24 protein-coding genes are annotated in these 23,693 nt (G+C 63.2%); 8 read left to right on the forward strand and 16 right to left on the reverse strand.

Annotated features, from left to right (window positions below; all coding sequences use genetic code 11):
• Positions 1-250: 250 nt before the first annotated feature.
• Complete coding sequence (locus ACOCMM_RS17940; protein WP_419554497.1) at positions 251-1,558, forward strand: ISL3 family transposase; 1,308 nt, start codon at positions 251-253, stop codon at positions 1,556-1,558.
• Here ACOCMM_RS17940 and ACOCMM_RS17945 read toward each other — a convergent pair.
• The 5 genes from ACOCMM_RS17945 to ACOCMM_RS17965 all read right to left on the reverse strand — a co-directional run bounded on the left by ACOCMM_RS17945 (position 1,543) and on the right by ACOCMM_RS17965 (position 10,111).
• On the reverse strand, positions 1,543-5,352 hold the full coding sequence (locus ACOCMM_RS17945; RefSeq protein ID WP_419554498.1) for an HsdR family type I site-specific deoxyribonuclease: 3,810 nt from the start codon (positions 5,350-5,352) through the stop codon (positions 1,543-1,545). The genes ACOCMM_RS17940 and ACOCMM_RS17945 overlap by 16 nt on opposite strands.
• Positions 5,349-6,626, reverse strand: a complete 1,278-nt coding sequence (locus ACOCMM_RS17950; protein ID WP_419554499.1) for a hypothetical protein — start codon at positions 6,624-6,626, stop codon at positions 5,349-5,351. Before ACOCMM_RS17950 ends, ACOCMM_RS17945 begins: the two co-directional genes overlap by 4 nt.
• A complete protein-coding gene (locus ACOCMM_RS17955) occupies positions 6,623-8,176 on the reverse strand; it encodes a type I restriction-modification system subunit M (protein ID WP_419554500.1) in 1,554 nt (517 codons plus the stop codon). The genes ACOCMM_RS17950 and ACOCMM_RS17955 overlap by 4 nt, the downstream gene beginning before the upstream one ends.
• Positions 8,177-8,268: 92 nt before the next feature.
• Positions 8,269-8,913, reverse strand: coding sequence for a hypothetical protein (locus ACOCMM_RS17960; RefSeq protein WP_419554501.1), 645 nt, complete (start codon positions 8,911-8,913; stop codon positions 8,269-8,271).
• Positions 8,906-10,111 (reverse strand): helix-turn-helix domain-containing protein, encoded by a 1,206-nt coding sequence (locus tag ACOCMM_RS17965; protein WP_419554502.1) that lies wholly within the window; start codon positions 10,109-10,111, stop codon positions 8,906-8,908. The genes ACOCMM_RS17960 and ACOCMM_RS17965 overlap by 8 nt, the downstream gene beginning before the upstream one ends.
• Positions 10,112-10,237: 126 nt before the next feature.
• Here ACOCMM_RS17965 and ACOCMM_RS17970 point away from each other — a divergent pair, with 126 nt between their 5' ends.
• From ACOCMM_RS17970 to ACOCMM_RS17995, 6 genes are all read left to right on the forward strand, one after another.
• The gene (locus ACOCMM_RS17970) at positions 10,238-10,438 is read left to right on the forward strand and encodes a hypothetical protein (RefSeq protein WP_419554503.1); all 201 of its coding nucleotides are present in this window, start codon (positions 10,238-10,240) and stop codon (positions 10,436-10,438) included.
• Complete coding sequence (locus ACOCMM_RS17975; protein WP_419554504.1) at positions 10,435-10,749, forward strand: hypothetical protein; 315 nt, start codon at positions 10,435-10,437, stop codon at positions 10,747-10,749. Before ACOCMM_RS17970 ends, ACOCMM_RS17975 begins: the two co-directional genes overlap by 4 nt.
• Before the next feature lie 2 nt (positions 10,750-10,751).
• Positions 10,752-11,225: a DUF7665 family protein gene (locus ACOCMM_RS17980; RefSeq protein WP_419554505.1), complete on the forward strand. Its 474-nt coding sequence runs from the start codon at positions 10,752-10,754 to the stop codon at positions 11,223-11,225.
• Positions 11,226-11,331: 106 nt separating this feature from the next.
• Positions 11,332-11,709 carry a hypothetical protein gene (locus ACOCMM_RS17985; protein WP_419554506.1) on the forward strand — a complete coding sequence of 126 codons (378 nt, stop codon included), beginning with the start codon at positions 11,332-11,334 and terminating at the stop codon, positions 11,707-11,709.
• Positions 11,706-13,115, forward strand: coding sequence for a hypothetical protein (locus ACOCMM_RS17990; protein ID WP_419554507.1), 1,410 nt, complete (start codon positions 11,706-11,708; stop codon positions 13,113-13,115). The genes ACOCMM_RS17985 and ACOCMM_RS17990 overlap by 4 nt, the downstream gene beginning before the upstream one ends.
• A 254-nt stretch (positions 13,116-13,369) precedes the next feature.
• Complete coding sequence (locus tag ACOCMM_RS17995; RefSeq protein WP_419554508.1) at positions 13,370-13,753, forward strand: DUF4365 domain-containing protein; 384 nt, start codon at positions 13,370-13,372, stop codon at positions 13,751-13,753.
• On the opposite strand, the gene ACOCMM_RS18000 is transcribed toward ACOCMM_RS17995, so the two are convergent.
• The gene (locus ACOCMM_RS18000; protein WP_419554509.1) at positions 13,750-14,055 is read right to left on the reverse strand and encodes an integrase core domain-containing protein; all 306 of its coding nucleotides are present in this window, start codon (positions 14,053-14,055) and stop codon (positions 13,750-13,752) included. The genes ACOCMM_RS17995 and ACOCMM_RS18000 overlap by 4 nt on opposite strands.
• 49 nt (positions 14,056-14,104) lie before the next feature.
• Here ACOCMM_RS18000 and ACOCMM_RS18005 point away from each other — a divergent pair, with 49 nt between their 5' ends.
• Complete coding sequence (locus tag ACOCMM_RS18005) at positions 14,105-15,481, forward strand: IS30 family transposase (protein ID WP_419554813.1); 1,377 nt, start codon at positions 14,105-14,107, stop codon at positions 15,479-15,481.
• Here the strand turns inward: ACOCMM_RS18005 and ACOCMM_RS18010 are convergent.
• From ACOCMM_RS18010 to ACOCMM_RS18055, 10 genes are all read right to left on the reverse strand, one after another.
• Positions 15,429-15,674, reverse strand: a complete 246-nt coding sequence (locus tag ACOCMM_RS18010; protein ID WP_419554510.1) for a DDE-type integrase/transposase/recombinase — start codon at positions 15,672-15,674, stop codon at positions 15,429-15,431. The genes ACOCMM_RS18005 and ACOCMM_RS18010 overlap by 53 nt on opposite strands.
• Positions 15,675-16,097 (reverse strand): IS3 family transposase, encoded by a 423-nt coding sequence (locus tag ACOCMM_RS18015; protein ID WP_419554511.1) that lies wholly within the window; start codon positions 16,095-16,097, stop codon positions 15,675-15,677. It abuts the gene before it with no gap.
• Positions 16,094-16,429 (reverse strand): transposase, encoded by a 336-nt coding sequence (locus ACOCMM_RS18020; protein ID WP_419554512.1) that lies wholly within the window; start codon positions 16,427-16,429, stop codon positions 16,094-16,096. Before ACOCMM_RS18020 ends, ACOCMM_RS18015 begins: the two co-directional genes overlap by 4 nt.
• Positions 16,430-16,525: 96 nt before the next feature.
• The gene (locus ACOCMM_RS18025) at positions 16,526-17,719 is read right to left on the reverse strand and encodes an aspartate aminotransferase family protein (protein ID WP_419554513.1); all 1,194 of its coding nucleotides are present in this window, start codon (positions 17,717-17,719) and stop codon (positions 16,526-16,528) included.
• A gap of 101 nt (positions 17,720-17,820) precedes the next feature.
• Positions 17,821-18,717 (reverse strand): dihydrodipicolinate synthase family protein, encoded by an 897-nt coding sequence (locus ACOCMM_RS18030; RefSeq protein WP_419554514.1) that lies wholly within the window; start codon positions 18,715-18,717, stop codon positions 17,821-17,823.
• A gap of 69 nt (positions 18,718-18,786) precedes the next feature.
• A complete protein-coding gene (locus ACOCMM_RS18035) occupies positions 18,787-19,803 on the reverse strand; it encodes a phosphotriesterase family protein (RefSeq protein WP_419554515.1) in 1,017 nt (338 codons plus the stop codon).
• Positions 19,803-20,582, reverse strand: coding sequence for an SDR family oxidoreductase (locus tag ACOCMM_RS18040; RefSeq protein ID WP_419554516.1), 780 nt, complete (start codon positions 20,580-20,582; stop codon positions 19,803-19,805). Before ACOCMM_RS18040 ends, ACOCMM_RS18035 begins: the two co-directional genes overlap by 1 nt.
• The gene (locus ACOCMM_RS18045) at positions 20,579-21,610 is read right to left on the reverse strand and encodes a proline racemase family protein (protein ID WP_419554517.1); all 1,032 of its coding nucleotides are present in this window, start codon (positions 21,608-21,610) and stop codon (positions 20,579-20,581) included. Before ACOCMM_RS18045 ends, ACOCMM_RS18040 begins: the two co-directional genes overlap by 4 nt.
• Positions 21,610-22,620, reverse strand: a complete 1,011-nt coding sequence (locus ACOCMM_RS18050; protein ID WP_419554518.1) for an ABC transporter ATP-binding protein — start codon at positions 22,618-22,620, stop codon at positions 21,610-21,612. The genes ACOCMM_RS18045 and ACOCMM_RS18050 overlap by 1 nt, the downstream gene beginning before the upstream one ends.
• A gap of 2 nt (positions 22,621-22,622) precedes the next feature.
• Entirely contained in the window at positions 22,623-23,642 is a 1,020-nt protein-coding gene (locus ACOCMM_RS18055) for an ABC transporter ATP-binding protein (RefSeq protein ID WP_419554519.1), read from the reverse strand.
• Between the last annotated feature and the right edge of the window lie 51 nt (positions 23,643-23,693).

Consider the following 23,693-nt stretch of genomic DNA (forward strand, 5'->3'; position numbering starts at 1 on the left):
CCCCCCAAATTGTGGAGGGTTGGTCAGTCAGTATTGGCTTTTTCGTAGTCGATGGGGCTGGTCATGTTGAGGGTGCTGTGGAGCCGTCGGGTGTTGTGCCAGTCGGTGATCCATTTGGCGATGTCGCGGCGGGTCTGAACTTCGGGCTCTTCGCGATTTTTTGGGATGACGGTGGGTTGAGGGTCCTTGGGCAGGGGTCGAGGCCCTGCTGGGATCGGTGTTTGCAGACGCCGTACCCTGGAGGGTCTCGATGGCGAGAGATGTTGTGTGGGTGCGGCTGTGGCTGGCGCAGGTGGGGGTGCTGGGGGTGTTGGTCGACTTGCCCGAGCGGCTGGCGGTGGGGGTCGTCTCGACAGTGCTGGGTGCGAAGTGCCCGCGCTGCGCGACGCCGAGCGGGCGGGTGCATGACCGCCGCGACAACAAGGTGCGCGATCTGGAGGTGTCGGGTCGGCCGGTGACGCTGGTGTGGCAGCGGCGGCGGCTGGTGTGGGGGCCGTGCGGCGGTCGGTTCTGCGAGGACCGCCCGGCGTTCGAGGGCCGTCTCACGGCCCGGCTGGCCCGTCGTGTGGTCCAGGACGCGCGGGCGATGACGGTCAACGCGGCGGCCCGCCGCCGCCGGCTGGGCTGGGGTCTGGTCAATGCGCTGGTGGTCGTCTATGCGGGGCTGGTCGCGGACCGCCGGCGGCGGCGGAGATGCCGGCTGCTTTTGGTGGAGGGGACCTCGATCCGCCGTGGGCACCGGTACGTGACGGTGCTCGTGAACGGCGACACCGGCGAGGTGCTCGCGATGGTGCCCCACCGCAACGCCCAGGCGCTGTCGGGGTTCCTGGCCTCCCAGGGGCACAGATGGTGCAAGGGCGTGAAGGTCGTGGTGTCCGACGGCTCGAAGCCATACAAGGCAGCAATCGAACGGCGGCTCGGCCACGCCCGCCACGTGCTGGACCGGTACCGGGTCATCAGATGGTTCGCAGCGGGGCTGACCGCGGTGCGCCGCGACGTCCAGCGCCGCCCCGAGGGCTCCAAGCCGGCGTTCGACCCCGAAGTGTTCCGGGCACGGTTCTTGCTCATGGGCCGCCCCGACACGCTCGACGCCGCCGAGCGAGCACGCCTCGACGGCCTCTTCGCCGCCCACCCGAGGCTCAAGGCTGCATGGGCAGCGCTCGGCGAGCTGCACGGCCTCTACCTCGCCAAGGACCGAAAAGGCGCCCTCGAAGCGCTCGACCGGTTCGCGGACATCTACCGCACCGGCCAGATACCCGAGTTCAGCGACATCGTCGACACGTTCCTCGCCTGGCACGAGGAAATCCTCGACTGGCACCGAGCCCGACGGCCCCCCAACGGCCGAATCGACCGGACCGACAACCTGCTGCAGGTCCTGCGCCGCAAAGCCCACCGATTCACCAACTACGCCAACTTCGAAGCCCGCGGCATCCTCATCACACAGCCTGACAACACCGAGCCCAGCAGCCCGATCCCACAAAACCGCGAAGGCTCGAACTTCGGAGCCGTGTTCGCATGTGGCGCTGACCAGGACTGTTGGAGTCAGCGACTCGACTGACTTTGCCCGCCAAAGCGGTCGGTGAGGGAGTCATCAATCTCGCCGGCGGAGATTGCACGGGTTGAATTGTTGCGACGCTGGTAGAGGGTGTCGGCGCCGTTCGGGTTCTTGACCCAGATGGGGCGGGAGCTGGCGGGGATGTCGATGCGGCAGATATCGTGGCCGTTGATGCGGTCGATGCGGATGTCGAGGCGGCTGGCGCCGGTGTGGCCGAGAGTGGTTTCGAACAGAGTGTCGAGCCAGTTCACGTAGCCGTCGGCGTCGGCCGGTCTCACCTGGGCGTAGTCGTTGTCGAGGCCGACGGGTTCTCGGTTGTCGGTCACGCCGATCAGCAGGGTGCCGCCGCGGTCGTTCAGCATTCCGGCGACCGTCTTCACGATGACTTGCTCCATCGCTGTATCCCGGCGCTGCTCGCGCACGTTCCAGCGAGCGGTCTGCTTGTACTCGACCGTTCGGGTTTCGTCGTCGATCAGAAGCTCTTCGGTGGGGCAGGCCCAGGTCGCACTCGCGCCGAAGACGGTTTCCACGAGGCGGGCGAACAGCTCGGGGTCGGCGCGGACCTGGGTCAGGAGATCGTCTGTGACCTCCTCGGCCCTGGTCGGCAGTGTCGCGACAGCCATCCCCGCGTCGGCAGCAGCACCGGGAGTGTCGTAGACGCTACCGCCATCGTCGAAGTAGCTGGCGTAGATGTGGCCGTAGACGGCATCGACCTTCTGGTCGAAGAGTTCCGGACCGTAGATGTCGGGCAGCTCGGCGTCGAGGACGGTGCCGACTGCGACCCGCACAGCCGAGCGAGTTTGCTGACGGCGCTTCCAGTCGAGAACCAGCTTCTCCTCAATGTGCTCCAACAGCTTCGTCGCCGCGGCCTTCACCTTCATCGCCTCGGTGGCGTTCAACTCCGGCTCGGGCTTGGTGAGCAGATCAAGAATCGCTAGCTCGGCCTCACTTGCGTCTTCGCGAACCGCACGCTGTTCTTCTTCGGTCAGCTCGTCGTTGATGGCCTTGAGCCGGCGGAGGAACTCCTCCAGATTGTGGGCGCCGGCGTTGTACTCCTCGATCAGCCGGCGGAACCGCTCGGCCAACTCCAGCCGGGTCGGGTTCTTGCGCACCGCTTCGTCAAGCCGCTGCTCAAGATCCTTCTCGATCGCCTTGGCCGCAGTGCGCTTGTTGGCGGCGAAGCGCAGGGCGAGCTGTTCGAAGTTGAGCTGGTTGAGATCGATCAGCGGATCGGCCCCACCGGCGCTGCGGATGATGTACTCCCTGGCCCCCACCGACCGGTCCAGCAGTTCCGACACTGAGTCCATCACGCCGCGGATGTCAGGCGACTCCGACGACGACTCGATCTTCGACGCCATCGACCGGATCACCGCCACCCGGTGGGTGACGGCCATTGCCGCAGGATCCGGCAGCAGCGCCTTGAAGGTCTTGCGGACCTGGCGGGCCAACGACACGTACCGGCGGCGAGTCTGCTCGTCGATCAGCAGCGACTCGACGGCCGCCTTCTGCAGGGCGATGAACTCGAAGCCCCGAGCGCCCTCCATGTCGTCGAGGTCAATGTCATGGGCCTCGGAGAACTCGGCGGCCTCCGCAAGCGCTGCGTTTAACTCATCGACCAAGTCGTCCTTGGGCCGGATCGGCGAATCGACGCCCGAGCCGGTGCGGTCGGCGCCGTAGATGGCGAGGGCCTTCTCGAGGTTCCGAAACACGCCCACGTAGTCGACGATGAGGCCGTTGTCCTTGTCGGGAAACACCCGGTTGGCCCGGGCGATGGTCTGCATCAGCGTGTGGTTGCGCATCGGCTTGTCGAGGTAGACCGACGACGTCGACGGCGAATCGAACCCGGTCAGCCACATGGCGCACACGAACACGAGACGGAATGGGTCGTCGGGGTCCTTGAACTTCGAGTCGAGGTCTTCGTCCACCATCCGCTTGCGGTGTTTGGCGATGTTGAGCCCGGCGTCGGCCATGTGGGCCACTTCGTTCTGGGCCTGCGACACCACCACAGCCATGTCGGTCGAGCGCATGAACTCGATGAGCAACTCCAGATGCGGGCGCTCCAACTCGGCGGTGTCCGCCAGTCGGTCCTCGAGCTCGGCCAGATAGCGGGCCCATTCGGCTTCGACCAGGTCGTACATCCGCACGGCGGTGGCCTTGTCGATGGCCACGTACATGGCCTTGCCCCGAAAGCCCCGGTTGACGAAGTGATGGACCAGGTCCGCGGCAATCTCACGGAGCCGCTGCGGACGCGTGATCAGCTCGTACTGCTGTGAGAACCGTCGCGCAACCGCCCGCTCCTGTGCCTCGTCCAACTCGGCCGCCTCGAGCAGGTCTTCGAGGTCATCGTCGAAGTCATCGTTGGTGAGCTGCAGCTCGGGGATGCGGTTCTCGTAGTAGAGCGGAACCGTGGCGCCGTCGGAGATCGAGTCCCGGAAGTTGTAGATCGACACGTAGTCGCCGAACACCCGACGGGTCTGCTCTTCCTCGCCGGCGATGAGCGGGGTACCGGTGAACCCCAGGAACGAGGCGTTGGGCAACGCCAGGCGCATGTTGGCGGCCAGCGTGTCGTACTGGGAGCGGTGGGCCTCGTCGGTGATCACCACGATGTCGTCGCGCTCAGACAGCACCGGCATCGGCTGGCCCTTCTCCGGCGGGATGAACTTGTGGATCAGCGTGAACACGTACCGGTGGTCCTGTGCCAACAGCCCGCGCAGATGGGCCGACGTCTCGGCGTGGACCTCTTGGCCGGTGGTGATCACTCCGGAATCGGCGAACTGCTCGTACAGCTGCTCGTCGAGCTCCTTGCGGTCGGTCACCAAGACGAACGTCCAGTTGCCGGGCTCCTTGCGCAGCACTTTCTGGGTGAACCACAGCATCGACAGCGACTTGCCCGAACCCTGGGTGTGCCAGAACACCCCGAGCCGGCCCTCCCGCTGCTTCAGCTCTCGCAGCGCCTCCAACGAGTTGTTCACTCCGAGGAATTGGTGGTTCTTGGCGAACGCCTTGACGAGGCCTCCAGGGCGCTCGGTGAAGGCGACGAAGTTCTCGGCCAAGTCGAGCAGCCGGTGCGGTTCGCATGTGCCTCTCAGCGCAGTCTCCAACGAGACGACGCCTTGCTCGCCCTCGGAGTTGATCTTCTTCCACTCGGCGAAGTTGGCCCAAGGCGCGAACGTGGAGCCGACTCTTGTCTCGGCACCATTGGAGAGGATGACGAAGGCGTTGAACCAGAACAGATGCGGGACGGTGTCGCGGTAGTCGCGAAGGTTGGCGTCGAAAGCGTCGCGGACGTTCTTGTGCGAAGCCTTGAGCTCGATGAACACCAGCGGGATGCCGTTGACGAACAGGACCACGTCGGCACGCCGCTTGTACATGTCGCCGATGATCCAGAACTGCGAGACCGCGAGCCAGTCGTTCTCGTCGGCTAGGTTCCAGTCAATGAACCGGACCTTGACTGTCTGGCGCTTGCCACCGCTGTCGGTCGTCTCGACCTTGGCGCCCTCGTGCAGCAAGTCGTAGACCTCGCGGTTCGCCCGTACCCGATCCATCGCCGACCGATCCTCGACCAGCTTCTCCGCAGCCTCATCAAGCACCGCAACCGGCAGACCGGGGTTCAGGTTGCGCAGCGAGTCTCGGAGCCGATGACCGAGGACTGGCTCCGATTGGGCATCGCGGCCGAGGGTGCCTGTCGGGCCCAAAGTCTCCTCAAACCCCGACGCCACCTCCCAGCCCAACTGCGACAGCAGCTGCAGAGCTGGCTGCTCAACCAGCTCATCCTCGGTCAGACGCCCCGCGCTCACACCCCCAACGCCTCCAACTTCAGGACAAGCTCCGACACGTCGAGCTCACCCGTGACGAGGCGCGGAAGCAGTAGATCTCGAACGTCTCGCAGAACTTCGATCTGTTGGATGAGATTATCGGCAAGCCTCAACATCGGCTCTACTTGTCGTGTGAATAGCTGCATCACCTCTTCGGGTGGTTGCACTACGACCATGTTCATGACATCAGTGGGTTTCACGCGCTGATGACTTGTCGAGGTTCCTCCCGCCGTCGTTGCCAATCGAGTTGCGAAGTCGGTAGAAGTGACGAGTCCATGCACATAGGCGAGCGTCCATCTGGCGGGCTCCACTAGCACGAGAAACTCTGTCGACGCGACAGCGCGTCGAACGAGGGCTGAACGATCCACGCGCCAAACTCTTGGAAATCGCGGATTGAGCTTGGAGACCATCACGCTCTCGCCCAATAAGAGGTACTTGCCGCTTCTTATCTCCGCGCCGGACTCAACCGAAGGAAACCTTCGATCATCAAATGCCGGAATCGAATAATGGTCAAACTCCTCGTCCGGATACTCGAACGGACGAATATTAAGCCGCTGTAGATCGATTTCCTCGCCTAGACAGGTTTGACCCCAGCCATTGGGGATTAGGCCGAGGTCGGAGTCGACTAACTCAACATCCTCATGGTCAGGGAACCGAAAGTGCACGAACCACTCCCGATACAGCAATCGAGCCATCTCCTCCAAGATTTCAATCCGCCGCCGATTGTTCTCGATCAGATCATCCATCGGACGGAGAAGGCCAGATATGGAGTCCTGAATACCACGTGGCGGGAGCCCGAATGAGAAGTCACGAATCTGTGTTGGACTTATGTGCGGAACGTTTACTCCCGTAACAATCGGTCGCACGTACGCTTCGAATTGAGGACTTCCAATCATGTACCTGAGGTAGTGCTGACTAAGCGGCCCAGTCGCACGCAGCCGCGCGACTCGCTGAACCAACAGCATCGGCAGATCCGGCTCACGGACAACCGACCATTTGAGTCCCGCTTCGATCCATGGGCGATCCATCGCCAGCACGATGTCGTTCGCGGCAAGCTCAAATTTGCAGTGCTCGGCAGCCCTCGACCGGGGCCACCGTCGCTCCCGATCCCACTTCAAGCATCCCTGACCGATATTCGCCCCTCGCAATAGCTTGATGTCATCGGCCTCCTCGGTGAAGTCTCGGCTCTTGAATGCATAGCCAGCCAGAAGGTCGATGTGATCACCAAGCTTTGCGAACGGCCAGCAATTTGTCATGAGCCAGTGCGGGCCGTAGTGAGGCTGCGACCGACCTGTCTTGTCAACTCGCTCGACCGCTCAGCAAGAGCCTGAAACTCTTCGGTCAGCTCTTCCAACCGCTCGCGAAAACTGGAGCCGACAGCCTGGGTGGCTTCGTAGCCCACGTAACGCCCTGGGTTCAGGCTCCACACATGCTCGGCGATCTGATCGGAGCTTACGACCGCACAGAGACCCAGTACGTCCTCGTACATCCCCTTGGGGAGCACGGCGTTAAGCAATTTCTCGCTTCCTGCGTCGAACTCAGGCTTCTTGCCCCGCCAGAGCCGAACGATGTTGGCGAGGAACTCAACTTGTTGTGGCGTCCAGTCTCGGTGGGCTCGGTCGATCTGGTTATAGATCTCGCGGGCATCGATGAAGAGCACCTGGTCGGCTCGGTCGGTGCTTCTTTTTCCGCGGTCGAGGAACCACAGGGTCACCGGAAGGGTGACGGTGTAGAACATGTTTGTCCCGACGGCGACGATCACGTCCACGCTGCGGTCCTCGACAAGCTTGCGACGGATCTCGAGTTCGCTGCCGCGGGCGTCTGACGCTGAGTTGGCCATGACGAACCCAGTCCGCCCGGTGTCGTTGAGAGCGGAGTAGAACGTCTGGATCCACAGGTAGTTGCCGTTGTCGGGCTTCGGCAAGCCGAACGGGAACCGCGGATCGTCTTCGAGCTTGGTCTTATCGATCTTGTTCACGTTGAACGGCGGGTTCGCCATGACGAAGTCAAACTTGCCAACCGAATCGTGGAGGTCCTCGTAGTAGGTGTTGCCTTCTCGTATGTCGCCGTCGAGCCCGTGCACGGCGAGGTTCATCTTGGCTAGGCGGACGGTGTCGCCAATCTTCTCCTGACCGTAGATCGACAATTCTTGGCCGGGATCGTGACGGTGACGTTCGACGAAGTGAGCAGATTGCACGAACATGCCGCCTGAGCCACAGGCAGGGTCGTAGATCTTGCCGTGGAATGGTTCCAGGATCTCCACGATGAGCCGCACGATCGAGGTCGGCGTGAAGAACTCGCCGCCCTTCTGACCTTCAGAGAAAGCGAAGTTGCCGAGGAAGTACTCGTAGATCAACCCGAACCCGTCACCCTCGATCGCCTTTGGCAGTGTTTTCAGCAGCCGCAGGAGCTCGCCCAGAATGTCGTCGGGGATGCGGGAGTAGTCCTTCGGCAGGACAGCTTGGAGAGCTGGATTGAAGATTTCGATGCCGCCCATGGCTTGGTTGATCGCCTTGCCGATGTCGGCGCCCTCTGGCAGATCGAGCAGGGTCTCGAACCGGGATTCCATGGGGAGATACAAAGCCCCTGCGGCTTGATAGTCCTCGGGCCCGGTCGGACGACGGTCGGAGCCCGGCCCCACCGCATCAGCTGCCTGGGCGAATCGCTGGTCGGCGTACCTCAAAAAGATCAGCCCCAGCACTGGCGAGGCGTACTCCGACGCCTTCAGCCCGGAGTTGGCCCGCAACTGGTCCGCCGTCTCCCAGAGCTTGCGCTGCAGTTCACCAAGATCTGTCGCCACGCTCATCCTTTCGCAGGAACGCCCCATTGTGGCCGTCACGGCAAGTCCACGTCGCGACGACGTCGCAGGGGCTCGTAGCGAGCGCCACGACGAGGCGATCAGTCGAACAACTGACCGGTGTCCCAAAATCCGAGCGAACGCATCTCGCCGTGGAGCCGACTCGCGTCCTCGCGTGTGACGCGGCCTTCGTTCGCAGCGCGTTTGAGCAGCTTGCGGATGCGTTCGTAGGGATAATCCCGAGCACCGTGCAGTCGGTCGAGCACCTTGAGAGCATCAGCATCGTCCGTCGCGATTGTCCACCCACGTTGATACGAGATCGCGACGCACGCCGCCTCGCCGGGCCCCAGCGCGACCTTGAGTCCGTAGGTGGCAACTTCACTGCTCTGGAGACGTGCGGCCAGCGATCGTTCATCCGAGGTCATCGATACGGGTACGAGATCGCCGTCGTCGTAGAGATCATCGACACGTTTGATCCTGGTGAACGACTCGATCTCGTGGTCTACGGCTTCTTCTTCTTCGGCGTACGCTGCCCCGCTCTCGTAGTGCCTCACCGACTGCCGCATTTCCGACAAGAACTCCGACCTTGGCACCGTTCCCGCCTGAGGCGTCCGATCATCTGGGTCGTAGACCGCCAAGGGAACTTGGAGCGGTTTGCCGAGGAGTTCCCCTAGGAGCCTTTCCTGCCCGACGAGCAGGAAATACATCAGCACCACGGTGTCGATGATGTGCGAGTTCTCAGACAACGCCAGAGGCCTCGAATTCGTTGAACTCTGTTTGGAGGTACGGCGATTCTTGCTCGGCGCCGCCGAGAGGTTGGCCCAGGATCTGCACAATGTCGGGAACCGCCAGCCCGGCGAACGAGGCGGCAGTCGGCGGCGACATGACTTCCGTCACGACCGCTTGGCGCAGCATCCGACGAAACGACATGGGGAAGCGCTGTATTCGCCACCGCTCGGCATCTTGCGCATCCTCTTCGGGGTGGATCGTGTAGCCGAGCGCGCGTGCGAGCGAGACCGGACGCACTGAGGCCCTGAGTTCCTCATACCTGTCAGGTGGTATTGCACTCATCTGGCGCAACCGCACCAGCGCGGTCGGCCAGGAGACCTTGAAGTACCGCTGCATGTGAACGATGTCGATTGGATCGACGATGCGGGGTGGTAGCCCGACCTCCTCGGCGAAGCGTCGAATGCCCTCGCTCGGCATCAGGAATTCGCCAGCGAATGCGTCGGCGAAGCTCTCCCGCGGCCCTCTGCCGTGCGAGAGCACGCGGTTGGTCTCGTTGCTGTGGAACAAAGCGTGGGCCAGTTCGTGCGCAACGGTGAACCTCCGCCGTCCCGGCGTCATGTCGAGGTTCACGAGAATCGCATACCCAACCTCGGGATGACTCAAGAAGGCCCCAGACGGCGCTCGACTTAGATCTGATCCAAGGGGCGCTCGGTAGACGGCGACACCCAGCGTCTCGCATACCGGGTCCAAGTCCGAAATCGGGCCAGAGCCGAGTCCGAGGTACGCGCGGACTTCCTCAGCCTTCCGACGAATGTCGTCCTTCTGAGTGAACTTTTGCCGAAACACAAATGGGCTCTGCGTCAGGCCCCGGATGGGTTCGCCCAGGATTCTCGCCAGCTCGGCGAAGCGATCGAGAAAGTGGACAAAATCACGGATGCCCGGTACGGCTCCTGGATCGATGTCATCTTCCGCGCGCAGCAGCATGCCTGCCAAGTCGTTAGGGGCAGGTTCGACGTGCCGGCCCTCCACGAGGTCAGCAGGTTCGATCCCGTAGAGCCGGGCTAGCGCGCTCAGCTGCCGGTCGTTCGGCGTTCGAGTGCCGGCCTCCCAGTAGGACACCATCACTCTGTTGATGCCGAGCGCTGCGCCCACATCGTCCTGCGAATAGTGGGCGCGCGCGCGAGCGCGCGCTAGCACCTCGTCCAGCTTGCTCATCTTGCCCCTCCGGTCCCCTACAACGGGTCTGTTACGGATTCTGGTGCAACTCGCCGCGAAACGCAACACTCTTGCTGTTACAATTCTCCATGGATCAATTTCGATCTCGTAACAGGAGGAACTGAATTGACTACGACGAACAATCCCGACACGGACAACGTCATCGAGGTCTACGTCCACACCGAGGGCGTGATGGACCTGCAGGTGCTCTCAGTCAGCCGTGATGGCCACGTGCGGGACCTGCTGGCGCCTGATGAATCGGGGCATCCGTCGACTCAGTCTGGCTGTCAGACCAAGGCGAACCGCTGGACATCGATTGCCCGTTGATTGACGCGGGGGTCACCGACCAGTGCCATGTGCACCGCGGACGCTGTGCCAGTGTCAAGGCGCGCGTCCGTCATCACGACCAGAGTCTCGACGAGGCCTTCCCTCCGACGACGCAAGTTGCTCGGGTACATCGCTGGGCTGCGGGTCCTGACGGCTTCAAGCTGCCGAATGAGCAGATCCCCAAGCATGGCCTCATCGTCCGCGGCGGCAAGGAGATCGTCGATCCCGAGGTTCATCTGGGTTCCCTCGTGACCAGCGATCGCTGTGATGTTGATCTTGACCTCGTTCCGAGAAAGCGGTTTGAGGGTTAGTGATGGCGTTGGACTTGGCGCCTGACCAGCGGGCACTGCGCGCCGCCTTGAATTCCGCTGCCTTCCGGGGTGGCGTCGATGGCGGGCGTTGGCGGCTGATCGATCTCGATTGGCCGATCGGCAACTTCGCCGTGTCCGCTGCCGGGCGCCCCGACTCGCCAAGCGAGTACGGACTCCGAATTGACCTGTCGGGCTATCCGCAGCAGGCGCCGACTGCCACACCTTGGGACCTTGGTCTCAATGCGCTCCTCGCTCCGGACCGGCGGCCGAAGGGTGATCGAGTTGGTTGGGTATTTCGCACTGATTGGAAGAATGGACGAGCGCTGTACGCCCCGTGGGATCGCGTGGCCTTGAAGGGCCACTCCGATTGGCCCAATCAACATCCAGGGGACGCTTGGCACCCCGGACGTGACATCGCGTTCTTCCTCGGCCGTGTCCACGAACTGCTGAACGCTGATGACTACACGGGCATCTAGTACGGCTCGTCAGCCGCTCGTCAGGCTCACCCGTCGGCAGTGGCGCTCGCTGATCCGAGAGCTCGGCCGCCGAGGAGATTGCAGGCGCGAGGCTGGGGCGTTTCTCTTGGCGCCGCCCTCCGGTTCACGCACCGTCGCTCACGTCGAGTACTTCGATGATCTCGACCCAGCGTGCTTGCGCGGGCACATCGAAATTGAGGGACACGCCTTCAGCAAGCTCTGGGACATTTGCGAGGCGAGGCAGCTCACCGTGATCGCGGATGTCCACACCCACAGTGGTTCATCGGTCCAGCAGAGCTACATCGACAGGGACAATCCGATGGTCGCCCGCGTCGAGCACGTCGCCTTGATCGTGCCTCACCTTGCGACACGCCGAGTCAAGCCCCGCCATGTCGGTGTGCATCAGTACTTCGGCAATGGTGAATGGGCTTCCTGGTTCGGGCGGAATGCTGCTCGACGCCTGTCGATCAGGAGATGGGCATGAACGCCATCGGCCGCGACGAGCTCAACCGAACGGCCAAGGTCCTGATGGACGGGAATCAGGCGAACAACATCGACGATGCCTACCGTCGCCTCAATGACCTTGTTCTCCAAGTTGAGGTGGGGCCCGACATCGCCACGGATCTCGCCGCGCAGCCAGCGCTGCTGACGACCCTCAACACAGGACATCGAGCGATGCTCGGCGGCGTTCAAGTGGCCATCACCGACAACCCAGATCTCTCGCTGCCGTGGGCACGTGGCCAGAAGCTTGTTGAGGCAATTGGCGAATTCAGGGGCGTTGTAGTGGACCAGCTAGACCCTGACCGTCCGGCGCTGCGAATCGGTACACCTCTCCCACGTCACCAGGCCCGACACGAGGTGCGGTTGAACCTCGCATGGCACGGTTGGTGCGGTGGCGTGAGCGATTCCACCGGTACCGAATCATGCGAACCAGCAATCCCGCTAGCCGGCGTCGTGGCCGGCGCACTAGGGATTTCGGAGTTGTTCCAGCACCTGCTCGGCTCCCCTATCGCCGCCCGCCGCACTGTTGGGCTCTCGTTGTGGCGGCCAGACTTGGGATGGCGGTCATCTGATGCACTCGGGCCAGCACTTCAGTTCTTGCCAAACGGCCTCTGGCTGCTCGGCTTGGGTCACCTCGGTCAAGCGAATGCGTGGAATCTCGGCTGCCTGCCCTACGAGCGGCCTGAGGAGCTCGAGGTGTTCCTCGTCGAATTCGACCAGATCATCAAGGCCAACTGGTCCACTGGACTGCTGACCGACCAATCCGACATTGGCCGCTACAAGACCCGCGTCGTGCAGGCACATCTGGAAGCGCTCGGCCATCGAACCCGTCTGGCTGAACGGCGCTTCGACGACAACACGATTCCATTGCCACAGGAGCCGGGATTGGCGCTCGCCGGCTTCGACAAGCCTGAGCCTCGGCGAGCCCTCGGCAAAAAGTTCTCTCGGGTTGTCGACGCTGGACTTGGCGCGGGCCCAACCGGCTACCTCGACATGCTCATCCACTCGTTTCCGTCGCAACTCACGCCAATGACGGCGTTCGAGGACCATGAAAAGGCGGATTATCCGCTGGCCGCCGCCTATGAATCCGAAATCAGCCAACGCACCGGTCAAGGCGAGCCCCCGGGCGATGCGCTCTGCGGAGTCATCGAACTGGCCGGCGCCACGGCAGCCGCCTCTTTCGTCGGTGCCATCGCAGGCGCTCTAAGCGTCGCAGACCTGCTGCGCATCCTCCACGGCGGCCGCCACTACGCAACCATCAGCCTCGACCTTCGAAGCCCGGACAACATCCTCACCGCCCTAGCCATAGGCCTCGAGCAGCCGACCAATCCCGGCTTCGCGCCAGCCAGCATTCCCACGCCGCGACTCGACGAAGATCGAGCGGCCTGATCGGGCTCGTACGTCGAAGGGCATGGTGCACAGGTCAGCCTCGCGGAGTTCGGAAATGCGCCAAAGTCCCACGGCTAGGTTCGCGCGGCGTTCGTGGGATCGTCCGACGAGATCGCTTTGGCCAGCATCGCCGCTGTGGCGACGGGTGGACCGCAGCCCGGATCTGACTTGAGCACCGCAGTCGGTCAACCCGGCGTCGGCGTGACAGGAGACAAAGGCGACGGTCTGATGTGCGCGAATCCGAAGGTCCCGCAATGACGGGACCTACTCCGCAACAGCTTGGGAACATTGGTGTCAGCGCTGTCGGACTCAAGTTGGAGCGACCTCCCTTTTGGTGGGGCATCGCGGACAACGCGCGAGACGACCGAGGCATAGACCTGCTCGCAAAAGCCCGCGATTCGAGTCTTGGCGTGGAGGAATTCCACATTGGAGTGCAGGTCAAGACGGGAGAGTCATATTTCGGGCGACCGAAGAGAGGGGAGGGCCGTGGGATCGTCGGTTGGTGGTATTTGGAGCGCAACAAGAAGCGCTTCAACTTCTGGCTCGGATGCGACGTGCCGGTCTTGCTCGTACTCCACAACGAGGACCTCGACAGGCACTTCCCCCCGTTGACTGGTCAGGTGGTTAAGACGGGCTAGTCGCTCGTGGTGTGACGGTAGTTGGCTTCGTATTCGTCGGGTGTTCGGCAGTCGAGGCTGGTGTGGCGCCTGGTGGTGTTGTAGTGGGTGAGCCATTCGAAAATCGACCGGCGGGCTGTCGCGCGGTCGGGGTAGCGGTGCCGGTGGACGTGTTCTCGTTTGAGGCTGGAGAAGAACGCCTCGGCCACGGCGTTGTCCGCGGACGGGCCGACACGGCCCACCGACTGTGCCAGTCCCCAGCCGGCGACGCAGGTGCGGAGGTTCTTGGCGAGGTATTGGGCGGATTCAATCGGTGGTTGCAACGCCTCGTGATGGAGGTGGTTCGTGGCCGAGACCAGGCATCAGCGTCAGATGGCGGTGCGGGAGTTTCGTGGGAAGGTCTGGTCGCCGGGCCGGCCCGGTGTGGCGTGTCGTGAGGACCGGGTTCGGTTCTGGGAGGCGATCGCTCGTGGGGTGTCGAGCGAGGACGCGGCCGGGTTGGCGGGGGTGTCCCAGGCGGTTGGGACCAGATGGTTCCGTGAGGCTGGCGGGATGTGTCCTGTGGAGGTGTCGCCGACTTCGGGCCGTTATCTGTCCTTTGCCGAGCGTGAGGAGATCGCGATCCTGCACGCACAGGGGACTGGCGTGCGGGCGATCGCCCGGGAGCTGGGCCGCTGCGCGTCAACGATCTCGCGTGAGCTTCGCCGCAACGCGTCGACGCGCAGCAACGAGCTGGCGTATCGGGCGTCGACGGCGCAATGGCACGCCGAGCGGCGAGCGAGCCGTCCGAAGGTGTCCAAGCTCGCCGCCAACGACCGGTTGCGGGACTATGTGGCCGATCGTCTGGCCGGGCGGATCGCCAGGCCCGACGGCGGGCTGGTGGCCGGCCCCGAGGTGCCGTTCACTGGTCGCCGTCACGGTCGCCGGGCGGACCGGCGCTGGGCCACCGCATGGAGCCCTGAGCAGATCTCGCATCGGCTGAAGCTCGACTTCCCCGATGACGAAACCATGAGAATCAGCCACGAGGCCATCTACCAAGCGCTCTACGTGCAAGGACGCGGCGCCCTCAAGCGAGAGCTCGTCGCCTGTTTGCGGACCGGGCGGGCGCTGCGAGTGCCCAGGGCCCGCACTCGCCAGCGTGGCAAGAAGTTCATCACCCCGGAGATCCTGATCTCCCAGCGGCCCGCCGAGATCGAGGACCGGGCGGTGCCCGGCCACTGGGAAGGCGATCTGATCATCGGGCTGGAGCGCTCGGCCATCGGCACTCTCGTCGAGCGCAGCACCCGCTTCACGATGCTGCTGCACCTGCCCCGCATGGAAGGCCACGGCCAACAGCCACGGGTCAAGAACGGGCCGCCCCTGGCCGGGCATGGCGCCGAAGCGGTCCGCGACGCCATCGCAGCGTCGGTCAGCACACTGCCCCAACAGCTGCGCCGCTCGCTGACCTGGGACCAAGGCGCCGAGATGGCCCAGCACGCCCAGCTCTGCACCGACACCGGACTCGACATCTACTTCTGCGACCCCCACAGCCCCTGGCAGCGAGGCACCAACGAGAACACCAACGGACTGCTGCGCCAGTACTTCCCCAAAGGCACCGACCTCGCCCGCCACAGCCGCGACGACATCGACGCAGTCGCACACACCCTCAACACCAGACCCCGCAAGACACTCGACTGGCAAACGCCCGCCGAAGCCTTCAACGAACACCTACGCTCTCTTCAACAGCCCGGTGTTGCGACGACCCCTTGAATCCGGCTTGGCTGCCGCGGTCGGAGTGAAAGACGATCCCGGCGGTGCGACCGGCTCGGGTGTTGGCGGCCATGTCGAGCGCGTCGGCGACGAGCCGGGTGTCGATGCGTTCGCTCATCTGGTGTCCCAGCAGCCGGCGGCTGCCCAAGTCGAGCACCACCGCGAGATACAGCCAGCCCTCGCCGGTGCGCACCTAGGTGATGTCCGACACCCACGCCCGGTCGGGCCGGCCCGGAGCGAACCGGCGGCCCACCAGATCGGGAAGCTTCGGCGCCGAGCGTGCCGGGGTGGTGGTGCGCTTGGGGCGCCGAGGGCGGATCCCGGCGATCTGGTGGGCTCTCATCAGCCTGGCGACACGCTTTGGGTTCACCCGATGCCCTCTGGCGCGCAGTTCCGCTGCCACCCGAGGAGACCCATAGGCGCCGCCCGAGGCGGCATGGATCTGGCTGATCTCCGCCACCAGGTCCGCCTCGGCCGCCTCACGGTCCGTCGGACCAGCCGCGCACCGGCGCCGCCAGTCATAGAACGCCTGCCGGCTCACCTTCGCAGCCCTGCAGCACATCGCGGTCGGGAACCCTTCGGCCTTCCGGGCAGCGATCCACCGATAGCGGGTCACTGTCCCGATTCCTTCACCCAAAAGGCCGTCGCTCGTTTGAGCAGATCGCGCTCCATGCGCAGCTGCGCGTTCTCCCGCCGCAACCGCGCCAGCTCGGCCCGCTCGCCGGTGGTGAGCCCCTCGCGTTCGCCGCGGTCGATACGCGCCTGACGGACCCAGTTGCCCAGATTCGACTCGCCGATCCCCAGCGCCCGAGCCACCGACACAATCGTGCGGCCCTCGTCGAGCACCAAAGCGACAGCGTCAGCCTTGAATTCTCTGGGGAACGATCTTCGCGTACGACCCTGCGGCAACACCGGCCCCGACCGGCTCTGTGCCTGCGTCGTTGACATGGCTACCTCCTAATCGAGGTGACCGGTCAACGGGGGACCCCCACTCCAGCAGATAAGGCCTGGTGTTCGCAACGGACTCCATAAGTCGTCCTAGCCTCAGGTGATGGTTGCCATAACGTCTGCTGCCGTTTCCAGCGCCGCGTCGACGTCACCTTCAGTGTGGGCTGTCGACAGGTACCACAATCCGGTCGAATGAATGCCTCGGTCGATCAGTCCCGTGGCGAAGGCCTGCTGTTTGTCAACGTCACCCCCGGTCCGGTCCTGGATGCGAACAACATCGGCAGGTTCGTCGAAGCTCGTCGCGCAAATCGGCCCGATCGAGCGCACCGTCAAAGACGGCGAGAGCGCAGCAAGCCCGTCAGCAAGCCGATTGCCAAGTCGTTCGAGCCGCGGATAGATCTCGTCCGCCGACCCGAGCAGCACATCGAGAGTGGCGATGACGGCTGCCGTCCCCATCGGATTGCCGTTGAAGGTGCCATTGTGCGCGAGTCGGCCATCGTTGATGACCGAGACGAGTTCGTCGGATCCCGCGATTGCGCTGACCGGGAATCCGCCAGCGATCGCTTTGGCGAAAACCGCCAAGTCCGCTTGGATCCCGTAGCGCTCTTGTGCCCCTCCGAGTGCGATACGAAACCCTGTGATGACTTCATCGAAGATCAACACTGCACCGTTGCGCGCCGTGAGATCGCGGATCAGCGCGAGCATCCCAGGACTAGGCAGGATTACCCCGCCGTTGACGTTGACCGGCTCTACGATGACGGCGGCGATCTCGTGGCCTCGTTCCGCCATCAGTTGGCTCAGCGCCTCGAGGTCGTTCCAACGGCAGGTCAACGTGTCGGCCGTGGCGCCGGGCGACGTCCCCGCGGTTTGCGGCCAGGCCAAGTTCTCTGCAGGATGTTCCGGTGACATGGCATTACCGACGGAGGCAAACATCCCGTCCAGCCATCCGTGGTAGTGGCCCTGAAATTTCACGACTTTGGGTCGGTTGGTGTAGGCGCGAGCGACGCGAAGGGCAACCGCGACAGCTTCACTACCGGTTGACGCAAACATGACCTTCTCCGCGCCTGGCACCGCGCGAAGAATCCGTTCGGCTGCCTCGGCTTCGGCGGCGTGCTGCGCACCGAACGTGAGCCCACGTTGGGCCTGCTGAGACAAAGCTTCGGCGACAGCGGGAGGTGAGTGGCCGAGAAACGAAGGGCCGTAGGCCAGCAGAAAGTCGATGTATTCATTGCCGTCAACGTCCCAGAGCCGAGACCCGGCACCCCGGTCGAAGTAGAGCGGAAGAGGCACGGCGCCTGCTCGCACCGATGACGTAACGCCGCCGGGGATCGAGGCCTGGGCGCGGGCAAGCAGCTCTCGAGAACGACGATACCTATCGGCGTCTGACCCCGTCATGACAGTTCCTGAGTCCTGTTGGCTTCTTCGACGGCTGACGCAACCTCTGCCATCAGTTCCTCGTCGATGGCAAGCAGTGGCTGCCGCGGCGGTCCGACAGGGAAACCGAGCACTTCCAGACCGGCTCGGTTGACCTGGACGTACTTGCCCGTCAATTCAGCTGCCGTCAAATACCGGTAGATGCGTCGATACAGCGACTGAGCGCCGACCAGATCGCCGGCAGCCACCAAGTTGAACAACGCCACACACTGCGCCGGGATGACGTTCGCTACGCCCGCTACCCAGCCGTCGGCACCTCCCACGAACTGCTCCAAGGCCTGGTTATCGGTACCGCACAGCAGTGGGAACTCCGGTGCAACAAGGCGGCGCAGCCTGGGGATTCGTGTGCAATCTCCAGAGCTTTCCTTGGCGGCAACAAGGTTGGGCATGCTCAGCACCTCGGCGAACGCTTCAGGCTGCATATCGATGCCGGTCGTGGCCGGGTTGTTGTAGACCATCACGGGCAGTGCGACACGCCCCGAAACCGTCTCGTAGTGCGTCAGTAACTCGCGCTCGTCTGGCAGTGCGTAGTACGGGTGGGTGATCATCGCCCCCACCGCGCCCAATTCGGCGGCACGGTCAATTTTGGCCACGACGTCGTTCGTCGCGTACGACGAACAGCCGACAAGGACCAACACGCGACCCGCCGCCACTTCCACCGTCGTTCTGATCAGGAGATCCCGTTCGCCGTCGAGCAGTGACACGCCTTCACCCGTACTCGCCGCAACGATCACACCGTGGACCCCTGCCTCAATCACACGATCGACATGCTTGACGAGTCGGTCGACGTCAATACTGCTGTCGGCAGCGAACGGTGTAACAAGTGGGACGACGATCCCGCGCATCTCAGACATGATAATCCTTTCGGTACAAAGTCGACTGTATCATTGAGTCGACTGCATCATTGAATGGTTGGAGTTGCACTATGTCGGCAAATAGCCGAACACCCCCTGCGGGCCGACCGTGAGCAGGTCCATCCAGACGCGGCTAGGGAGACCGACGCTCGCCAGCCTGGTGGGAAGGTCGGCGAGAAGTTTTGTGTACCCATGTCCGCCATAGTGCAGCCACAGGGACCGTTGGCAGACGTCATGACTCACGAGCACCCGCCCGATCAGCCCTTCTTCCCACAGCGTCGCCAGTGCCTGAAGCCTGGTGTCGTCGGTAGGCATCAGAAATCCACGACTATCCGGATAGTTCTCGTGGCCGAACGTGTCGTATTCAACGATCGCTCCACGACTGATCACCTCGCGTTGTTGCGGCAGGTCAAGCACAACGTCCATGTGGCTGATGATGACCCGGCTGAGATCTCGTACGCCCTCGTCGGCGAAGACATCGAGAACGGCCATCACCTGGCGGCATCCAGCAGCCATGTGGACATTCACCGGCGCGCCGGTTTCCAGGTGGGCCCGTGCGGCAGCAGCTACGACGAGGCGTTCTGCGTCGGTGAAAGGATCACCGGTGCCGATCTCTCCGATAACTCCAGCACGCACCTTGTTTGGTCCGACGCCGACGACGATCTCGTCGACCATCTCGCCGGCCAGCGCGTCACAGCCCCGCTGCGTGAGGCCGGCTGGGTGCGCGGCTTCTACGTACCAACCGGTGCCCATGATGATGTTGGTTGCCGTCGAGATCGACAGGCGCCTGAGAAGTTCAGGGTCACGCGAAAGCCCATGGCAGGTCAGATCGACCAGTGTTTTTCCGCCTGCAGCGCTGAACGCGGACAGCTCCGCCTCCGCAATTCGTTCGTCGCGCATGTCGAGGTTCTGGACGAAGCGCATCGGCTCAGCGCGCAATTGTTCCTCGTCTACCTGTCCAATCGGGACGTCGATGGCGCTCGGGTCGGAACACAGGAAGCGTGAATCGACGTACAGGTGTTCATGGGCGAGCGTGATCCCCATCGAGGCTTCATCTATCTCGCCCGTCACGGTCACCGCACGCATTAGGCCTTCCCCACATGACTGAGCGGCATCGATTCGGCGCCACCATCAACGCCCAGCACCTCACCGGTCACGAACTTGTTCAACATCAGCAAGACGCAGGCCAAGGCGCAATCTTCGGCTGTCCCCACCCGCCGCAATGGCAGGGAAGCGACAGCTCGGGTCGCCATTTCATCTGAACTGAGGCCATGATCGATGTTGTCCCACAACGGTGTTCGCACAGCTCCCGGAGCCAGGCAGTTGACCCGCACGCCGAGCGGGCCAAATTCGAGGGCGAGCGACCGGGTGAGTGCATTGAGCGCCCCGTTGATGCCTGCACCAATCACAAAACCGGGCACGGGGCGATCTGCGGCCACGCCACTGAAAAACGTCACGCTCCCCCCCGCACTCAAATGCGGTCGTGCGTCAAACGCAGCCCAGAACGGGCCCCAAAACTTACTGTCGAACGACGCCCGTGCGATCTCGTCCGTCAAGTCGTCGTAGCGACGCGGGTTGACTTCTGAACCTGGCAACACCAGGTGTTCAAAGGCACCGAGCGACTCGAAGAAGTCGGCGACCGCAGGTCTGTCGGCGATGTCCAAGGCGGCCGATTGCACCGGCCGGCCGAATCGGGCCGAAAAGTCCTCGGCGACGAGTTGAACCCGCGAAGCCGTGCGCGCCGCGATGGCGATATCGGCACCCAGCGTCATCGAAAGCTCGGCGATTGCCAGGCCCATTCCCCTCGTTCCGCCGACAATGACCACGCGTTGTCCGGTCAGGTCGAGCGCGCTTGGCATGCTCATGAAGTCACCGCCTGATGCTCGCTGTCAGGGCCGATCCGGTAACCGTCGGGAAACGGGTCGTCCGGATGCACGAGAATTGTGGATCGTGCCGTCACGTAGGCCCGACCGGTGATCTTCGGCAAGATGGTTGGGACGCCCGCAACCGACGGCCCCTCGGTGGCGATGGCCTTGAATCTGGTGCCGAGCGGACCCTCAAACTCGTAGGCTTCATCGCACTGGGCCTCGCCCTTGGCAATCAACGCCGCGAGTCGTGCAGAGGTCCCCGTGCCGCACGGGCTGCGGTCGTATTTTCCGGGCGGTGAGGCCACGGTGTGGCGAAACGTTCGCGGTGAGGGATGCGCTGTCGTGAACAACACCTCGTAACATCGGTCGATTCCCTCGCGGTTTGGGTGCCGTGCTCCTCCGGATGCCTCTACCGCACGGATGATCTGTCGAGAAAGCTCACCGACCGGACCTTCCTGCGTTCTGTCGATCTGCACGCCGAGCGCATCGGCGTCGACGATGGCGTAGAAGTCGCCGCCAAAGGCGAGAGCGATGGTGACGCGACCCACACCCGGGACTTGAATGGCACGTCCCTCCTCGAGCAAGAACGACGGCACATTGGCGATCGTGACAGCGCCGATCTCTCCGCCGCTCGTATCAACGGTGCATCGGGCGGGACCGGCAGGTGTATCGAACTGGACGGTTGTTTCGTCGCCTTCAATCGGTTTGATGCCCGCGTACAAGACTGTCGTCGCGGCACCGATCACGCAATGTCCGCACATCGGTACGTAGACATCCTGCTCCATGATGATGGCACTAAAATCAAGGTTTGAGTCGTGCGCCGGGCCAAGCAGGACCGCGCACATCATCGGATTACCGCGCGGCTCCCAGTTCAGCAGCTTACGTAGCCCGTCGTCGTTCTTGGCGAGCCAGCGCTGCTGCTCGAGGACTGAATTCCCGGGCGGTTGCTGCACTCCCCCAATGACAACACGCGTCGGATTGCCTTCCGTATGCGAGTCGATGACTTCAATCGAACGAGTGGACATCACTGACCTCCTGCCGGCAAGATGGCTTTGGCCGTCGGAAAATGGCAGGCGTGCAGGTGATGAGCCGAAATCTCATCGAGTTGTGGCTCGGTCGTCGCGCAGATGGCGTGTTCGCCATTCTCCTTCCAACGCCAGCACGAACTACGAAACGCACATCCTCCAATAGGTGTTCGCTCGGTTGGCTCGTCGAGTTCGCCGACGTCAGCGTTGAGCATGATGCGATCGGGAAGGCGGTCGTCGGGGTGCGCGGGCAGGACTGCCGAAAGGAGCGCCATCGTGTACGGATGCTGCGGATGGTCGTAGACCTGCGCAGTAGGTCCGGTTTCAACGATCCGGCCCTGATGCATGACCGCTACACGGTGGGCGAGGTGGCGAACCACCGTCAGATCATGAGCAATGAAGATGAGTCCCAGGCCCAGCTGATCCTGCAGCTTGATGAGAAGGTTGATGATTTGCGCCTGCACTGAGACGTCCAGTGCACTGACGGCTTCGTCACAAACAATCAGTTGCGGTGAAACGGCCAGTGCGCGGGCGATCGCGACTCTCTGGCGTTGACCACCCGAAAGTTCATGCGGGAATCGCGCCGCGTGATGCTCATTGAGGCCGACCATCTGCAGAATCTCAGCGACTCGAGCTTTGCGCTCGGACCTTTCGAGCAGGCTGTGGACAGTGAGCGGCTCTTCAACGGCCGATCCAACGCGTTGGCGTGGATCGAGGCTGCTCGCCGGATCCTGGAATACCATCTGCACCTTTCGGCGAAGGTGCAGAGGCACGCGCTTGTAGCGCGACAGATCGTGGCCATCAATCTCCACGGTGCCGGATGTGAGGCGTTGGATGCTAACGATTGCCCGCGCCAGGGTTGACTTGCCGGAACCGGACTCACCGACGACGCCGAGGGCCTCGCCCTGCGCCAACTCAAGGTTCACTGCCTTGACAGCCGTCAACTCCGGCATGCCGCGGCGTGAGAATCGAACGGTCAGATCCTCCACGCGAAGCAACGAGGGGTCCATGCTCATAACCGCCGGTCAAGCGCGCCGACGTGAATACATGCAGCCCGGCGACCGTCACCCACGCCCACCAACGCAGGATCACTATGGGAGCATTCGTCCGTCGCATGAATACACCGGGGTTGGAAGCTGCATCCGACGATTGGGTCCTCCATGGAAGGCGGATATCCGTCGATGGAACGCACCGGTTCGCGGCTCTTGCTCCCAACCCGAGGCTGGGACGACAGCAGAGCCATCGTGTAGGGATGCTCGGGCGATCGCATGACCGCACCCAGTGGGCCTGACTCGACAATCCGGCCGGCATAGACAACATGAATCTTCGAGCAGACCCGTCCAACCACCCCTAGATCGTGCGTGATCAAGATGAGCGCCATCCCGAATGAGGTTCGAAGACGGTCCAGCGTGTCGAGCAGTTGGGCTTGCACGGTGACATCGAGTGCCGTCGTCGGCTCGTCTGCGATCAAGAGCGTCGGTTCGCACGACAAGGCGATGGCGATCATGACTCTCTGACGCATCCCGCCCGACAACTCGTGCGGGTAGGAATCCACGTGCCGTTTCGGATCTTTCAACTCGACCATCTCGAGCAGTTCAATGGCCCTGCGCCGCGCAGCTTTGCGAGAGACCGCCTTGTGGGCACGAATGGTTTCTGTGATCTGCTGGCCGACCTTCATGAGAGGATTGAGAGACCCCATCGGGTCCTGGAACACCATCCCCACCTGATTGCCACGCCACTTGCGCAGCTCGGCCCGCCGGATGGACAGGATTTCCTGGCCGTGCATGCGGGCACTGCCGCTGACCTGCGCGCTCGGCGGCAGTAGGCCGAGTACCGACAGCGCCAGCGCACTCTTGCCACAGCCAGACTCTCCGACAATTCCCACGGCCTCGCCAGCTCCCACGTCGAGGCTCACCCCGCGAACAGCGTGCACGGACTGGTTTCGGCGTCGGAAAAGCACATCGATGTTGCGGAGCTCGAGCACCGTGGGCCGACCGTTCGCTGGTTCCACAGCGTTCAGGGGCGTGCTCAATCCAGAGATTCGACCCACGTTGAGCTCCAGACACCGGCTGACTCTTCTTCC

The sequence above is a fragment of the Candidatus Poriferisodalis sp. genome (genome assembly GCF_965198245.1).
Classification (GTDB): domain Bacteria; phylum Actinomycetota; class Acidimicrobiia; order Acidimicrobiales; family Poriferisodalaceae; genus Poriferisodalis.

Coding starts and splice junctions, on each gene's coding strand:
- ACOCMM_RS17950 (WP_419554499.1), bottom strand. CDS start 6,626: ATGACAAATTGCTGGCCGTTCGCAAAGCTTGGTGATCACATCGACCTT.
- ACOCMM_RS17965 (WP_419554502.1), bottom strand. CDS start 10,111: ATGAGCAAGCTGGACGAGGTGCTAGCGCGCGCTCGCGCGCGCGCCCAC.
- ACOCMM_RS18020 (WP_419554512.1), bottom strand. CDS start 16,429: ATGTCAACGACGCAGGCACAGAGCCGGTCGGGGCCGGTGTTGCCGCAG.
- ACOCMM_RS17955 (WP_419554500.1), bottom strand. CDS start 8,176: ATGAGCGTGGCGACAGATCTTGGTGAACTGCAGCGCAAGCTCTGGGAG.
- ACOCMM_RS17980 (WP_419554505.1), top strand. CDS start 10,752: ATGGCGTTGGACTTGGCGCCTGACCAGCGGGCACTGCGCGCCGCCTTG.
- ACOCMM_RS17990 (WP_419554507.1), top strand. CDS start 11,706: ATGAACGCCATCGGCCGCGACGAGCTCAACCGAACGGCCAAGGTCCTG.
- ACOCMM_RS17995 (WP_419554508.1), top strand. CDS start 13,370: ATGACGGGACCTACTCCGCAACAGCTTGGGAACATTGGTGTCAGCGCT.
- ACOCMM_RS18005 (WP_419554813.1), top strand. CDS start 14,105: ATGGCGGTGCGGGAGTTTCGTGGGAAGGTCTGGTCGCCGGGCCGGCCC.
- ACOCMM_RS18040 (WP_419554516.1), bottom strand. CDS start 20,582: ATGAGCATGCCAAGCGCGCTCGACCTGACCGGACAACGCGTGGTCATT.
- ACOCMM_RS18045 (WP_419554517.1), bottom strand. CDS start 21,610: ATGTCCACTCGTTCGATTGAAGTCATCGACTCGCATACGGAAGGCAAT.
- ACOCMM_RS18030 (WP_419554514.1), bottom strand. CDS start 18,717: ATGTCTGAGATGCGCGGGATCGTCGTCCCACTTGTTACACCGTTCGCT.
- ACOCMM_RS18050 (WP_419554518.1), bottom strand. CDS start 22,620: ATGGACCCCTCGTTGCTTCGCGTGGAGGATCTGACCGTTCGATTCTCA.
- ACOCMM_RS17940 (WP_419554497.1), top strand. CDS start 251: ATGGCGAGAGATGTTGTGTGGGTGCGGCTGTGGCTGGCGCAGGTGGGG.
- ACOCMM_RS18035 (WP_419554515.1), bottom strand. CDS start 19,803: ATGCGTGCGGTGACCGTGACGGGCGAGATAGATGAAGCCTCGATGGGG.